We start from the raw sequence: 14,778 nt of genomic DNA, 5'->3' as shown, positions 1-14,778 counted from the left end.
AACTATCATTTATTAATTTATTGTAAATCAATAGTTTAAATTGTTAAATGTTATGTTGGGTCACATATTGCGCTAAAGAGTTGTTTTAATTTTGATTTTTTATCATTTTACCCGCAAGATTAGCTTAATTATAAAAATAAGGTGTCCGCGATGAACGCTTCTCAAACCGTTAATAATGACGATATTCTGTTAAAACTATGCCATTCAGTTTCTCATGTATTATCCAATACCACAGCAAGCAGTGTTACCCATGCCGGAATGGTGCAATCTATTTCTCGTACCCGTTTAAAGCCTGACTTAGGCTGCTTTTCTATTTTTGACGGTGGCTTTTCTGGTTTAGTGGTTATCAATTTTTCAGCTGATGCAGCGATTGAGATTTATCGTCGTTATATGATCAGCATGGGGATGCCTGAAAATGAATTGGCTTTTTCTCATACCTCGGATGACGTTGCCAATGTGATGGGGGAGTTGATGAACCAAATGCTGGGGGATTTTATTAGCAAAGTGTCGAAAGAGTTACAAACCTCTATTAGCCAAAGCCAGCCTAAAATGCTGACGCTTAATAAAGAACTTACTATTTCTGTTGATACTAATTTAGATAATGCTGTCGCCCGTCGTGTATCGTTTAAAACACAGAACAACCATATATTTTATCTTGAATTTGCAATGGATAAAACAGAGTTTATTCGTTCACATGATTTTGAAATGGATGAAGAGTTTGATCCTGATGCATTAATTGAAACCCATAGAAAACAACACGATGAAACTGCCAGTAAATCAGCCAATTCACATGCAGTTAAAGACTTAGTGACAGATGAAGCTGATAGTTTACTTGATGAGTTAGGGATATAAGTAAAGATCATTTATCACTCATTTAATTAACAAGGTAGAACAGTAAAAATGGCATCTAAAGCAACCTCAATTGACATTGCCTATCGCGCAGGGGTATCCCAGTCAACGGTTTCTCGCGCGTTACGAAATAGTCCTTTAGTTAATTTAGACACCTGGCAGCGCATACAAGCGATTGCTAAAGAATTAAATTATAAAGTGGATAAAAACGCCAGCAATCTTCGCACTCAAAATAGTCATACATTGGCATTACTGATTTGTGAAGACCCCACTAATGATGATTCATTGATAAATCCTTTCTTTTTGTCAATGTTGGGCTCTATTACCCGTGCTACAGCACGTCAGGGTTATGACTTACTGGTATCATTTCAACAGCTTTCTAGTGACTGGCATGCGGACTATGAAGACAGTAATAAGGCCGATGGTATTATCTTACTGGGTTATGGCGATTATATGGACTACGCCCATAAGCTTGAGAAACTGCTACAACAAAACACCCACTTTGTAATATGGGGAGCTGAGCATAATAATAAGTCGGTGTTATCTATTGGCTGTGACAATCATCAAGGTGGAGTGATAGCCACTGAACATATACTGCAACAAGGTCGTAAACATATTGCATTCTTAGGAGACTCATCTAGCCGTAGCCCAGAATTTAGAGACCGTTACTTAGGCCACTGCGAAACCTTAAAAGCCCAGCATATTACCCTAGATAAGCAATTGCAGTTTGATGCCATTAGCACTGAAAGCTCAGGTTTTGATGCCGCGAACGCTTTGTTGGATAAGGGCGTTAAATTTGATGCTATTTTTGCCGCCAGTGATTTAATTGCTATTGGCGCACTGAGAGCCTTAAAAAAACGAGGGGTTAATGTTCCCGAGGATGTCGCAATTATTGGTTACGATGATATTCCAGTGGCAAGCTTTGCCAATCCGCCACTGACAACCATTAAGCAAAATACCCAATTGGCTGGGGAAATTTTAGTGGAAAGTGTGCTTAAGCTTATTCGTGGGCAAGAAGTATCACCTATGTTAATTCCGACTAATCTAGTGGTACGTCACTCATGTGGCGCAACAACAGATTAATCGAGAAGTTGAATTAAGGTTGGAGTGGCTTCGACCTTTATGACCTCAGGATGATTTTCTCGCTGATTTTTTAATGCCCTCGCATCCGATATCGTTTAAGGATAAATAGATTCAATGCAAATGCAGTCATATCGTCTAACGTTTAGATCTACCGTTTGGTTTTTTTCCGTGCTAGCAAGTGTGATGAGTTTTCAAAACATAGCGCAGGATTTAGAGCCCCGCAGTTATACTAATATTCCTATTAATATGCACTTCTTAGTGGCGGGTTATGGTCGCTCACAAGGGGGATTATCTCCTGCACCTGAAGTGCCTATTGAACAATCACAAATTGAAATGAATGCCGGTATAATTGGTTATGCCACTACATTTGATTTAGGTGGCAGTTCATCTAAATTTGATGTAGTGGCAAGTCGTGTTTGCATGAGCGGTTCAGCGGTGTTCCAAGATGAATATGTTGAAGCTGAGCGCTGTGGTTACTCAGATCCTGTCTTTAAATTAACTTGGAACTTTCATGGCGCACCGGCGTTAACTCGACAAGATTTTGGTCAATACCAAGAAGGGTTTGTCATGGGGGCGAGCTTGCAAGTGACCGCACCTATTGGGCAATATGATGCCAGTAAACTCGTGAATATTGGCGCAAATCAGTGGGTGTTTAGGCCGGTTTTGGTGTGTCTTATCGAGTGGGGCGTTGGTATTACAGTGCCAATACCACAGTGCGTTTATACAGTGACAATGATGAGTTCTATAATGGCGTATATTTAGAGAAAGCGCCGCAATATTCATTGCAAGGACATTTGATTTATAGTTTGGCAAAAGGTCAGTGGCTATCACTGAGTAGCAATTATTTTATTGGTGGTGAAACCCATAAAAATGGTATTGAAGCGCATGATGACCAAGAAAACTCACGTTTGGGGCTAACGTATTCATTAGCGTTAAATCAACATCACAGTGTAAAATTTTATGCCAATACTGGCGTTATCACTCGTATAGGCACCGACTTTGACTCATTTGGTGTGCTTTGGCAGTACGCATTATAACTTTACTTTTCAAGGACATTAACTCGCTATGGCTGGTGCAAGCTTACTGACATTACTGGATGATATTGCGACAATTTTAGATGACGTAGCCGCAATGAGCAAAATTGCTGCGCGTAAAACCGCAGGCGTGCTGGGTGATGATTTAGCGTTAAATGCGCAGCAGGTTTCAGGGGTTAGCTCAGAACGTGAGCTGCCTGTGGTTTGGGCTGTGGCATTAGGCTCTTTTCGCAATAAACTTATTTTAGTGCCCGCAGCGCTATTAATTAGTGCGTTTATTCCGTGGGCAATTACACCATTGCTAATGTTTGGTGGATTATTCTTATGTTACGAAGGTTTTGAAAAATTACATCATTCGTATCAGCACAAACCGTCACAACATAAGCAATCTCAACAATCAGCTGAAGTAGAAGTAGAAGTAGAAGTAGAAGTAGAAGCAGAAGTAGAACAAAAGTTAGCCAGAGATGTTGCTGATTTAAAAGCATTTGAAACAGAGAAAGTGAAAGGGGCTATTCGCACCGACTTTGTGCTGTCAGCAGAAATTATTGCTATTAGTTTAGGTGTGGTTGCTGAGTCAGATCTAATGAGCCAATTTTTAACTTTATCGGTAATTGCTATTGTGATGACCGTTGGCGTGTATGGGTTAGTGGCCGGCATTGTCAAAATTGACGATCTTGGTTTTTACTTGAACAAACGTCAAGGCGAAGGATTTTTACCTCGCCTAGCGCGATATATTGGGCTTAAATTAATCACGCTAGCACCTTATTTAATGAAAACATTAACCGTGGTGGGTACTGTTGCAATGTTTATGGTGGGGGGCGGAATTCTAACCCACGGTATTCATGTTGTAGGTATATCTATTGAACATGCCGCAGCTTGGGTTGGGCAATTAGAATATGCTGGTGGCCTATTGCAAATACTCACTCCAAGTATTCTAAATGCATTGTTTGGTATTGCTGCGGGCGCGATGGCCTTAGCGGTAATGACGTTGGTGCAGAAGGTGAGGGCGTAATGCATGTAGCTAAATTGAGTTGTTTTAGTTATATGGTATTGATTTAGTTAACGCTAAAAACATAGCGTGAGTACAATAAAGTCCCACGCTATGTCTATGTATTGTTAACTCACTTTTCAATCAATTTAAAATTAATCTTATTGAGTCAATCTACTTTTTAGGCTTCGACGGTAGCATTGTTGTTACTGTCATTTAACGCTTTTGGGTTTGGACCATATTCATTGTCTTCTTTGCTGTCGAAACAGAATACAACCAGCAAGAACAATGCACCTAGTAGTGGAATTAATGCAATGAGTAACCACCAGCCAGAATGATTGGTGTCATGTAGTCGTCTAACAGAGACGGCAATACTTGGGATCAGCACCAGCAAAGTGTAAATGCCGCTGAGTGTTCCAAATCCCATCACTTCATTGTAACTACCAATACCCATGTCAACCAGTGATAATACAAAGCTAACGATGAAGTTGAATAAAGCAAACATCCAGTATTCTTTACGGCGGGCACGGCCACTAAAGACAAAATATTTTTTTAAAACTGTTAAATACCATTCCATTGTTTTTTCCTAATCCCAATTTTTATAATGCAAACTCTGCAGGGCTATTTGTAACAATTTTACAGTCAGTTAACAAGTAAAAAGCCTAAAAAAATACCGTGTTATCTTTCGATACCACGGTATGAAGCTATAAAATTCAATAGCGGTTAACAGGCATCTTACTCGCTTAGTTTACGGTTATTGGCTCAACTTATCAGTGACAATAGGGTAGTGATCCCATACGCTTTCATCTGTTATTGAGCGAACCAATTTAACGTATTCAGCATGTGTCCACGCAAGTGGGGTGGCTGAGTTTGTGCCTTGGCCCATTTTGTAGTTATAACGAGTGGCATTGCCGACACCATCCCAAGCTTGTTCTGGCAACATTAACCCTTCATTGGCAAACGTTTCCATGCCTTGTACATAAGTTAGGATAAGCTGTAATTTAGTTTTTGAATTAAACGTGCCTGATGCCTTAGCCAGAGCTAATTCATAGTGGCCTCGCTCACCAGTAAAGAATGGCCATACGCGTCCACGTTGCTGCTCGGTGTTGCCTTTTTCCGCATAACTTAATCCGGTGGCAATATCTTCACCATAGCCGTCGTTACCGTAACGGCGATAACCTGGCACTGTGCTGCCGTCTTTGGCGGTAAATTCATATTTCACTCTAAGGTTATCTTCAAGCTTAGTGTTATCTATTAGCACCACGGTGTTTTTAATAATGGGGTCCTGGGCATTTTTAACCCCATAACGGACCAGTTCTAAAAAACCACCGTCTAAAATGGTGCGTTGATCAACACCAGATTTACCATTGTTATCCAGTAATTTATCCGCAGTATTTGGGGTACCATTAGGACTAATACGCACATAGTAAGGGGCAACTTCGGCGTGTTGATTAGTCGCAAAATCGCCGGTGTTGGCCACCATAGTGGTTTCTAATTCTGCGGCTAATTGACGTGCTGCCAATAAATACTTAGCGCTATTTTCATCTTCAGCTAACACGGCTAATTCGCTTGCGGCTACTAAGCCTGCAATCACAGCTGCAGTGGTAGATGGAGAGTAACCTGCTTGTTCTTCCCAGCGCTCTTGCTGAGTGCTTGGCGGAGTAATTTGAGTCTCATTCCAATCTAGTTTAACTTTGCCGCCTGTGATCAAGAAGTCCGCTGCGGGTTTAAGCATATCACGATACCACTTAACCGTTTCAGCATCGGTCAACACACCCGCTTGCCAGAGTTTCCAGCCGAGCATAATAGGCATAGCGGTTTGATCAAGCTGCACACCCACCCATTCAATTTCGCCATCAACATGGGTTTTTTGTAAAAACCAGCCTGGTGTACCTTCATAACCTGGTGTTTGATCTGTTACCTGCACTTTTTGCAAATATTCAAACGCGACTTTAGGCGTTTGCGTATCGCCCATGGCTAAAAATGCCATGGCACATTGATAAAAATCACGCGGCCATACCGCTTTATAACCCGTACTGCCCACTTTAGCTGAAACTGTGTCACCCCAAGGGTTAGACAGTGACGCAATTAAGGCGCCTGCATGGGTTTTATCTTCCTGAGCTTTTAACACTAATGCGCTGGTGTAAAGTAACTTGCCATTATCAGCTGTGTTACTCGACATATTGTTAAGTGGCGTTAGCGAGGCTAAATAGTCTTTCCAACCAATATGTTTATCATCCCCAAGATAGGCGCTTAACACCGCGTCATAACCGGTTTCAAGAGTGGTGTTAGCATTGCTTAGGCTTGATTCTTTGCTGTGACCAAAACCAATGGCAAAATTGACCGTATAGCTGTTGCTATTGAGGGTAGGGTATTGCGCGGTTAATGCGACGTTACCGACGGTTGAATTGTCTTTACTGGTGCTTTGATACAGCTTATCGAGCTGGCCATTATCGGCTAAGTCGACTAAACCGTCAGATGTACCGACAAACCCCACACTGGCATTAACGTAATCAATATCTGACTTAATGGTTAATACAGATGAATTATCTGCATTGGTATAAGCCACCAACGCACCGTTTTCAATGCTGGCGATGTCATTAGCGCCGCTATTGTCTACATGTGGATTGGCATATAGGTAAGGGGTAATGCCATCTTCAAACGCAGTAAAGACCACTTTCATCATTAAGCTGTCGCGGTTTGGATCGGTAAAAATATGTTTCTCTATTTTGTATTTGCCCTCTTTGTCTGTGTTAACAATTTTATAGGCTAAAGATAATGGACGACCTTGCTTGTCGGTATGCAGATACTCAATGGTACTATTGGTATGATCTTTTTCAGTGTCAACAAAACCATTACCCACAACCACAAACTGTAATTCTTTTAACTGCGCATTGTGGATCATGCCGTACATGGTTTCAGTTAAAATACCCTGGGCAACCGAGAACCATACTTTACTCACTGGATTGGCTTCGTTACCCACATATTGGCCATTGGAGTAAGGCTCATAGGATGTGCCAATACCAGTTTTACCTGAAAAGGCCCAAACAGGGTCAAGCCCAGGTGCACCAGGGGCAATATGAATGACTTCGCTAGCAGATGAAGAGGCTGTTGCTGATGCAACTGTGTTATCTGAACAGGCGCTTAACGTTAATAAAGCAAGGCTAATAGCGCTGGCTATTGCTGACTGTTTGATAAGTGATTCAATTTTTGACATTGAGTTCCCCAATTTTTATTGTTAATTATGTATCGAATCTATTATTAGAATTGAATTTAGGTGTTAGTTTTTACTCTTCCACTTGGGATCAGCTGATGCTTTATGCTTATTGAGTGTGTTTGTTTTGATCAACAAATAACACTGCTATGCCTGAAATCATCATAAACACTCCGCCTAGCACTACCGCATATATTGGCTGACCATCAAAGAACACTTTCAGTAATAGCCCCAAAATACTCGCTGCTAATAGCTGTGGGATCACGATGAAGAAGTTGAAAATCCCCATATATACGCCCATTTTTTTCGGTGGAATAACACCCGATAACATGGCGTAAGGCACAGATAAAATAGACGCCCAAGCAAAGCCAACACCTATCATAGGGATCCACAGTTGGCTTGGGTCTGTAATAAAGTAAAAACTGATTAAACCCATGCCACCTAAAAACATGTTGATGGTGTGGGTGAACTTAATCCCAACCGCTTTGGCTAAAAATGGAATAATGATTGCTGCGATAGCGGCAAAACCATTGTATGAGGCAAATAACATACCGACCCAGTCAGCGCCATCATTGTAGGCCTGGGAGACAACATCGGTAGAACCGTAGTGGTGTGAGGTAACTGCGGCTGTGGTGTAAATCCACATGGCAAATAGGGCAAACCAGGCAAAAAACTGTACAACAGCCAATTGGCGCATCGCCTTTGGCATATGAAATAAATCATCTACTACGTTAAATATCAACCCCAGTGAACTGCGTGCTTGCTGGTTTTTGTTTGCCAGCTTTATTGAACATATTAGCTGTAAAGGGCCAAAGGCAAAAATGCCCAAGCTTAAGATATAAAGCTGTTTATCGAGATCTTGCGCCACAATTATCGCGGTAAATATTGCCCCTATAGCCATCCAAACCATTGCACCATTACGATACTGGCTTACACTGCGTTGGTTTTCTATTTGTGGTTGTTGGTCAGCTTCTTGCTGATGAAAACTGGCTAATTCTTCCGGAGAGTATTCTTTACTGGATACCACAGTCCAGCCGACTGCAAGAAAAAGTACCGCGCCGCCAAAATAGAAGGCGTAACGTACTGAATCTGCAATTTCACCTGCAGGGGCAGTATTAGCCACATCAAAGTAGTTGGTTAAAATATAAGGCAGTGCTGATGCGATTACCGCGCCGACACCAATAAAGAAGCTTTGCATTGCATAGCCTTGGGTGCGTTGCTTTTGTGGCAAGTTATCACCGACAAAAGCACGAAATGGCTCCATGGCAATGTTTATTGATGCGTCCATAATCCATAACATACCCGCGGCGACCCATAAAGTAGGCGAATGGGGCATGATGAATAATGACAGAGTGGTAAAAATAGCACCGATTAAAAAATAAGGGCGGCGACGGCCTAAGAAATTCCAAGTGTTATCACTTAGGTAACCAATAATGGGCTGAACGATTAATCCGGTGAGCGGGGCTGCAATCCATAAAATAGGAATTTCATCTATGTCTGCACCTAGGGTTTGAAATATTCGGCTAACGTTAGCATTTTGCAACGCAAAGCCAAATTGAATGCCTAGGAATCCAAAGCACATGTTAAATATTTGCCAAAAATTGAGTTGAGGCTGAATCTGTTGGTTATTTGCCGACATTTTTTATCCTTATTATAGGTAGGCGGTTGTTCAGTCGATAGATAAAAAAAAGCGAATACACATCTCACTAAGACAGGTATTCGCCAATGACCTAATATCTTTATTCAGCAAACAAAACGCTAAATAAAGTTAATCGAGGTACTCTAAAGCCGATATTGTCCATAATATGGTCAGTATCAGAAACGACCTAGCCTTCTTCATCTCCACAAGCGAGAGCGAATTTAGCAGGTTTTATAGTAGCCTCGCTGTCTGGATTTACACAACTGAATACATACGTATTCATCAATTATAGGCAACTTAAGCTGCACATTTTTGCTACATTTTTGAGCTTGATATTTTACCGAGTACTTTTTAGTAAGTACATGTTACTTAATTAATTTAAACCTAATGGCGGTACCGCCACTGGCGGCCATTGTTAACGTCAGTTTGTCTTTAGCTGACACTACTTTTTGCTCAATAACATAATCATACGGATTAGTTAACCAGTTAGCTTTAGCACCATCGCGGTAAATTTGTGCCTGATATGTTGTATTTGGGGTTAAAAAGTCTAAAGCAATATCGACAGTGCGTGGGTTTTCATCGGTGAGCCCACCGATAAACCAATCGTCATTTTTACGTGATTTACGCGCAAACACTACAAAATCGCCCACTTCACCCGCAAGTGCTTTTGATTCGCTCCAATCGGTTGGCACATCCAGAATAAATTGAAATGCATCTAAGCGCTCAACATAATTACGCGGTAAGTCGGCCGCCATTTGAATAGGGCTATAAAGTACTACATAAAGTGCAAGCTGCTTCATTAATGTGGTTTGTACCCGATTAACAGCATCTAAGCCTTCAGGCGCAAGATTGAATATGCCTGGGGTAAAATCCATCGGGCCAGACAACATGCGAGTGTAAGGTAAAATGGCTGTATGTTCAGGGTTATTAGGCGGTGATCCCCAGGCGTTGAACTCTTGGCCCCTAGCGCCTTCTCGGGCTATCCAGTTAGGATAAGTACGGCGAAGACCCGTGTCTTTAATCGGTTCATGGGTATTAATGCTAATGCCACGCTTAGCCGCTTCAGTTACGCTGTGAAGGTACTCATTAACCATAAACTGGCCGTCGTGCCACTCATGACGAGTGATACCTTGTTCATCGACCCGTTTTATATCACCACCATCGGCCACATAGCCGGTCTTAATTTGAGTCACGCCATGTTTTTTATATAAGTCATAAGCATCACTCATTTGTTTACGGTAATTAGTGACTGAACCAGAGGTTTCATGGTGACCAATTAAGCGCACATTTTTACTTTTGCCATATTGGCTAATTGCATCGATGTCAAAATCAGGGTAAGGCTGTGTAAAACTGAACACATCACCGTTATCAAACCAACTGCCGTCCCAGCCTTCATTCCAACCTTCAACTAACACACCATCAAAGCCATACTTTGCAGCAAAGTCCATATAACGTTTGGTTTCGCTGGTGGTCGCGCCATGTTTAGGCCCGCTTCCCCAGGTGTTTTCATTTAAGTGCATTCCCCACCAAATACCAACGTATTTACCTGGTTGCACCCACGACACATCGCCGAGTTTATTTGGCTCGTTAAGATTAAGGATAATATCTGAGTTAAGCAGCCCTGGGGCATCTTTAGCGATTTGAATGGTGCGCCAAGGTGTTGAGAATCCAGGCTGAGTTTTAACCCGAATCCCGTCTGACCATGGGGTTAAATCTGCGCGTAGAATACCATCTCGACCTTGATTAAGTACCATAGAAGCGTAGTCGGTGAGGGCCGCTTCATGAATGCTTAAATGCACTCCATCAGCCGTTCTAAACGTCATTGGCGTATGAGCTCTATCTATTTTATCAAGCGAGGTAGTGCGGTATAAATACTCGTAACGGTTCCAACCGCGCCCAGGGATCCACCATGCGGTAGCTGTGTGCGGATTGGGTATAGCAAACTCGGTTAACTCGTCGGTAATATCCAGTTTTGGCGTGTTTGCTAGCCCAGCTTGTTTTGGCACTAGGTAGCGAAAACCAATACCGTCGTTAAACGCTTTAAATTCAATATCAAAATCGACTTTGCCATTACTGAGTGTAGCGACAATGCGGTTGTAATGATCGCGCACATTTTCACGCTCACCCCAAGGCAGCTGCCAGGTTTGATCGACATTACTGTTTTTAACATCTTTAATACTAAAATCGACGCCAAATTCCCCTAGCTGCTGGAATACCAAGCCAAGTTTACTTGGATTAACCACGGTTTTGCCGTTAAATTGCACCTGATATTCAGGGCGGCCATTATCATCCGTTAAACTGATTGAAATATGTTTGTCTGGGGAGGCGACATTGACCGTTTTAGCCTGTGCTATGTTTGGTATGGCCAAGCTGGTTAGTACTAATGCACAGGACAAGCTAATAATATTAGGCGTAAAGCGTGAATACGCCGTTGAGATCGCTGAATGAATGACGCCAGTTGAGGCGTTAACGCGAGTGAAATTGGTGGTTTGAGTTGGTTTTGTAGAGTCAGATGAGTAAGCGTGCGCCATACAAAGTCCTTGTTGTTTATTATTTTATTTATTCAACATGCAATATATGACGCTTTGGGTTTTGACCGCAAAGATCTGCATACGTATTCAACACGAATACGTATGCTTACTCGCTTTTCACACTATGAAAGACAAGCCGTTACGACGAGCAGCTCAAATGTGACAAGCCGCCAACCGCAAAAAATTCAGCTGCCTTAAGACGATAAAATTTATCTTCGACTTCTTGTGACTGTTCTAAGTAAGGTTGTGTCATCACAGTCTGCAACGCTTTAACCAACGAGTAATCACCTTCACTTGCTTTGCTGTACGCAGGCACTAGTAACCATTCACGTAAAGTGTATTTGGGATTAACGAGCTTCATCTGCTTAGATATTTCCTCACGAGTGCGCGGCTTACCCTTTGCTGCCTGGTTTTTGGCATCAACACTTGCCGCACCATCTGAATCCGCAGTGTCGCCAAGCAATGATTGCCATTGGGTTAACCAAGCTGACCAGCGCGCCTCAAACCCTGAGGGAGCAGACTGTAATTCCTGATAAAAGCTTTTTTTCAATGGAGTGATATCAACGGGTAGTGCTGAGAGTTCGCGGAAGAATAGAGTGTAATCCACAGGCGTTTGTATCATTAGCGATTCAAGCTCAGTAAATAGCGCCGCATTAAATGTGTTAAGCCCTAGTTTGGCTGCCCACATTTGCTCCATTTTTGTTTGCATCTCAGTCGAAAAGTCATTAACCAACTGCTGGAGTTGCGTTAAGTCATCGGGTGAACTTGTTAATAATGGACTTAATGCAGTGCAAAACATTAGAAAATTATGCTCAGCAGCCACACCTTGGTTCAAAAATGCAAAGTGCTGCCCGCCACCAGTCCAGGGTTGATATTGTGGAGTAAATACATCGCAAAATCCGAAGGGGCCGTAGTCGAGGGTAAAACCACCGGCAGCACAGTTGTCGCTATTAAAGTTACCCTGACAATAACCCACGCGGATCCAGTTGGCCACTAATGACGTTAGGCGCTGACGGAACTCGCGAGCCAGCAATAGTACTTTATCGTTAATGCTCAGTTGTGGGTCAATAACATTCGCATATTCACGATCGATTAAGTGCAATACCAGTTGTGCAAGCTCTGCCATCGCATGTGGATGTTCCGCTTTGCGAGCGCGGCGACCGAAAAGTTCGAGTTGTCCGACCCGAATAAAAGAAGAGGCCACACGCGTAGAAATAGCAACCGGCTCAGTAATCATTCTGTCGGGATCTTGCGAGCGAGAACCCTCGGAATACCACGGCCGCTTGACTGTTTCGGTTTTCGACACATATAAACTCAGCGAACGAGACGTTGGCACGCCAAGCGCGTGCATGTGCTCTTGCGCTAAAAACTCACGGACACTGGAGCGCAGAACTGCACGACCGTCTGCACCGCGGCAATATGGCGTGCGACCGCCACCTTTTAACTGCATTTCCCAACGTTGATCTTTAATGACAGCTTCAAGTACTGACATAGCACGGCCGTCACCGTAGCCGTTACCGGTTTTAAATGGACACTGTTGGATGTATTCAGTACCAAAGATGGACAGCGCATAGCCACATGCCCAACCGACTTTACTCATAGGTGCAGGCAGGTTGGACATATCACCGGAAAACATGCTCATGAAATCGGCTGACTGCGCCATGCTGTCAGCAAAACCCAATTCGTGAAACAAACTGTTGCTATGTACTACGTACTCAGGGGCTTCGATAGGTGTTGGTTTTACGGTGACGTAGTGGCCTGAGAATACTTGTCGCGGCGCATAGTCGATGCCATGTTCTGTCGCGTCAGGATCGCAATTAAGCGTGTTCATAAATGAATAGTTAACGAACTTAGCAAGGTCGTCGATAGTCTTGATAGTGTCGACAGCAGTAGAAGTATTCTGGGACAGTTTATTTATCATAGGGGGACCTTAATAATGAAGAGGAAGGGTTGTTTCCCCCTGGGGTATTATTCGCATTGACGATTACACTTAATGCCCATAACAGCAAACTGTTAAGTTTAATCAAAGCAAGTTGTAAATTTTACCTTTATGTGGGACAAGATCCAGTAGCATGCTAGAACATTAGGTATTTTCAAAAATGAGACGGTTAGTTAATCAAAGCAACCTAGGATTATAAACTATCAATGGTGTATTAATTTAGATTACGAGATCAGTCGTTATATATATGTGACTAAATCTGGAAGTGACTTAAGTCTAGTGTCAAAACCCAAATGATACTATTTGTGGGAAAGGCAATTCCATCCCACAAATCACTTTGTATATTTACTTGATCATACTCAATGCATTTCCTGCAACCAGAGCGACTTTCTCAAGTGTCACTGATAAAACCCAACGAATAAACTTATAAGGCATCTCAGTTATTACGACACCTGTTTTACCCGCAAATACTAGCATATGGCCTAACATACCTTTTTGTTGTTCGGCAAACTTACCAGGCATGTTAGCAATTTTTGTGAGTAACATAGCTACTTTATCGTAAAAGGTTAAACCAGTAGTGATCATGTGTTGAATTTCATACAAGTGGCCGGTATCTTTCAATAGGGTGATTAAAGCCGCCCCTAACCTATGAGCCCATTTTGAGGTGAAGCTTGCTTGATGGCGTTTTTCATAATCGAGTCTTACTTGCTCTTTATGCCAATGAGCACTTCGCTTATTTACCGCAGCAAAACTTTTAAAAGCACTCGCAGTGTTAATATATCCAGGACTATTACCAGCCATTTTGTGTGCACCTGCACTAATGGTAGGGGCGGCATTAAGTGTATATTCACCTTCGGTATGAACAAAAGGCCAAAAAGGTAGTAATGGCACTGGATCAGCTGAATGCAAGCAACGAAAAACTCTATGTAAGCTATTGCTAGTTTTGTCGGCAAATCCCGCATAACCTACACGAGGTGCGCCAAAGGTATATAAGCTAATAGGTCTACCATTTTGTTTTTCATGTAACCAATTTGCTGTTAAATGTGCCAGTGCTCCGCCTAGGCTATGTCCAACACAATGTACTGGACCTGTATTATTTTTTGTAAAATAAGTATTTAATGCAGGCTGAATAGAGTTAAAGGTTTTGTTGAAGCCTGCATGGGCTGGTAAGTTATTTGCACTGGTACTTAACCCGCAATGCATGTCGGTTATTGCGTCGCGTTTATTTGCAGTACCACGCAGCGCAATTACAGTATGACCATCATAACTACCGCTTTTTTTACCCGTGCCAATAACAGCAAAACCAGTTTTATGTTTAAAAATATGCTCAATAAAAGAGCCACTAGTGCCCTGAAGCACATTTTTTGAGAGGTTAAAGTTGAAGTCATTGGATAAAAATTGAAGTGCAGGTGTCTCATACCCTCCACCTAGAGTTGTCTCTTTTATTTGATATGCACCCTCGGCAAGTTTTACCGCTATTGCAGGCGTTAAATCACGCATA

At 42.3% G+C, this 14,778-nt stretch carries 11 protein-coding genes; 5 read left to right on the top strand and 6 right to left on the bottom strand.

The features are described 5' to 3' along the window. Positions 1-150 precede the first annotated feature (150 nt). From L0B17_RS12580 to L0B17_RS12560, 5 genes are all read left to right on the top strand, one after another. Positions 151-852: a DUF3334 family protein gene (locus L0B17_RS12580; RefSeq protein ID WP_235085245.1), complete on the top strand. Its 702-nt coding sequence runs from the start codon at positions 151-153 to the stop codon at positions 850-852. Between the two features lie 48 nt (positions 853-900). Then, positions 901-1,932, top strand: a complete 1,032-nt coding sequence (locus tag L0B17_RS12575) for a LacI family DNA-binding transcriptional regulator (protein ID WP_235085243.1) — start codon at positions 901-903, stop codon at positions 1,930-1,932. Positions 1,933-2,115: 183 nt separating this feature from the next. After that, complete coding sequence (locus tag L0B17_RS12570) at positions 2,116-2,694, top strand: transporter (RefSeq protein ID WP_235085242.1); 579 nt, start codon at positions 2,116-2,118, stop codon at positions 2,692-2,694. Beyond that, a complete protein-coding gene (locus L0B17_RS12565) occupies positions 2,601-2,969 on the top strand; it encodes a hypothetical protein (protein ID WP_235089955.1) in 369 nt (122 codons plus the stop codon). The genes L0B17_RS12570 and L0B17_RS12565 overlap by 94 nt, the downstream gene beginning before the upstream one ends. A 28-nt stretch (positions 2,970-2,997) precedes the next feature. Beyond that, a complete protein-coding gene (locus L0B17_RS12560; RefSeq protein ID WP_235085240.1) occupies positions 2,998-3,978 on the top strand; it encodes a DUF808 domain-containing protein in 981 nt (326 codons plus the stop codon). 157 nt (positions 3,979-4,135) lie between these two features. Here the strand turns inward: L0B17_RS12560 and L0B17_RS12555 are convergent, their stop codons facing one another. From L0B17_RS12555 to L0B17_RS12530, 6 genes are all read right to left on the bottom strand, one after another. Next, positions 4,136-4,531, bottom strand: coding sequence for a DUF805 domain-containing protein (locus tag L0B17_RS12555; RefSeq protein WP_235085238.1), 396 nt, complete (start codon positions 4,529-4,531; stop codon positions 4,136-4,138). A gap of 177 nt (positions 4,532-4,708) precedes the next feature. Next, entirely contained in the window at positions 4,709-7,171 is a 2,463-nt protein-coding gene (locus L0B17_RS12550; protein ID WP_235085236.1) for a glucan 1,4-alpha-glucosidase, read from the bottom strand. A gap of 106 nt (positions 7,172-7,277) precedes the next feature. Further along, on the bottom strand, positions 7,278-8,807 hold the full coding sequence (locus L0B17_RS12545) for an MFS transporter (RefSeq protein ID WP_235085235.1): 1,530 nt from the start codon (positions 8,805-8,807) through the stop codon (positions 7,278-7,280). Between the two features lie 365 nt (positions 8,808-9,172). Beyond that, positions 9,173-11,338 carry a glycoside hydrolase family 97 protein gene (locus L0B17_RS12540; RefSeq protein WP_235085233.1) on the bottom strand — a complete coding sequence of 722 codons (2,166 nt, stop codon included), beginning with the start codon at positions 11,336-11,338 and terminating at the stop codon, positions 9,173-9,175. A gap of 139 nt (positions 11,339-11,477) precedes the next feature. Continuing rightward, entirely contained in the window at positions 11,478-13,259 is a 1,782-nt protein-coding gene (locus L0B17_RS12535; RefSeq protein WP_235085231.1) for a protein adenylyltransferase SelO, read from the bottom strand. Positions 13,260-13,622: 363 nt separating this feature from the next. Then, positions 13,623-14,777, bottom strand: a complete 1,155-nt coding sequence (locus tag L0B17_RS12530) for a lipase family protein (RefSeq protein WP_235085230.1) — start codon at positions 14,775-14,777, stop codon at positions 13,623-13,625. Position 14,778: the final 1 nt, after the last annotated feature.

Source organism: Shewanella sp. OMA3-2, assembly GCF_021513195.1.
Classification (GTDB): domain Bacteria; phylum Pseudomonadota; class Gammaproteobacteria; order Enterobacterales; family Shewanellaceae; genus Shewanella.
The sequence above is the reverse complement of the archived record's forward strand: the minus strand, read 5'-3'. Positions and strand labels throughout refer to the sequence as shown.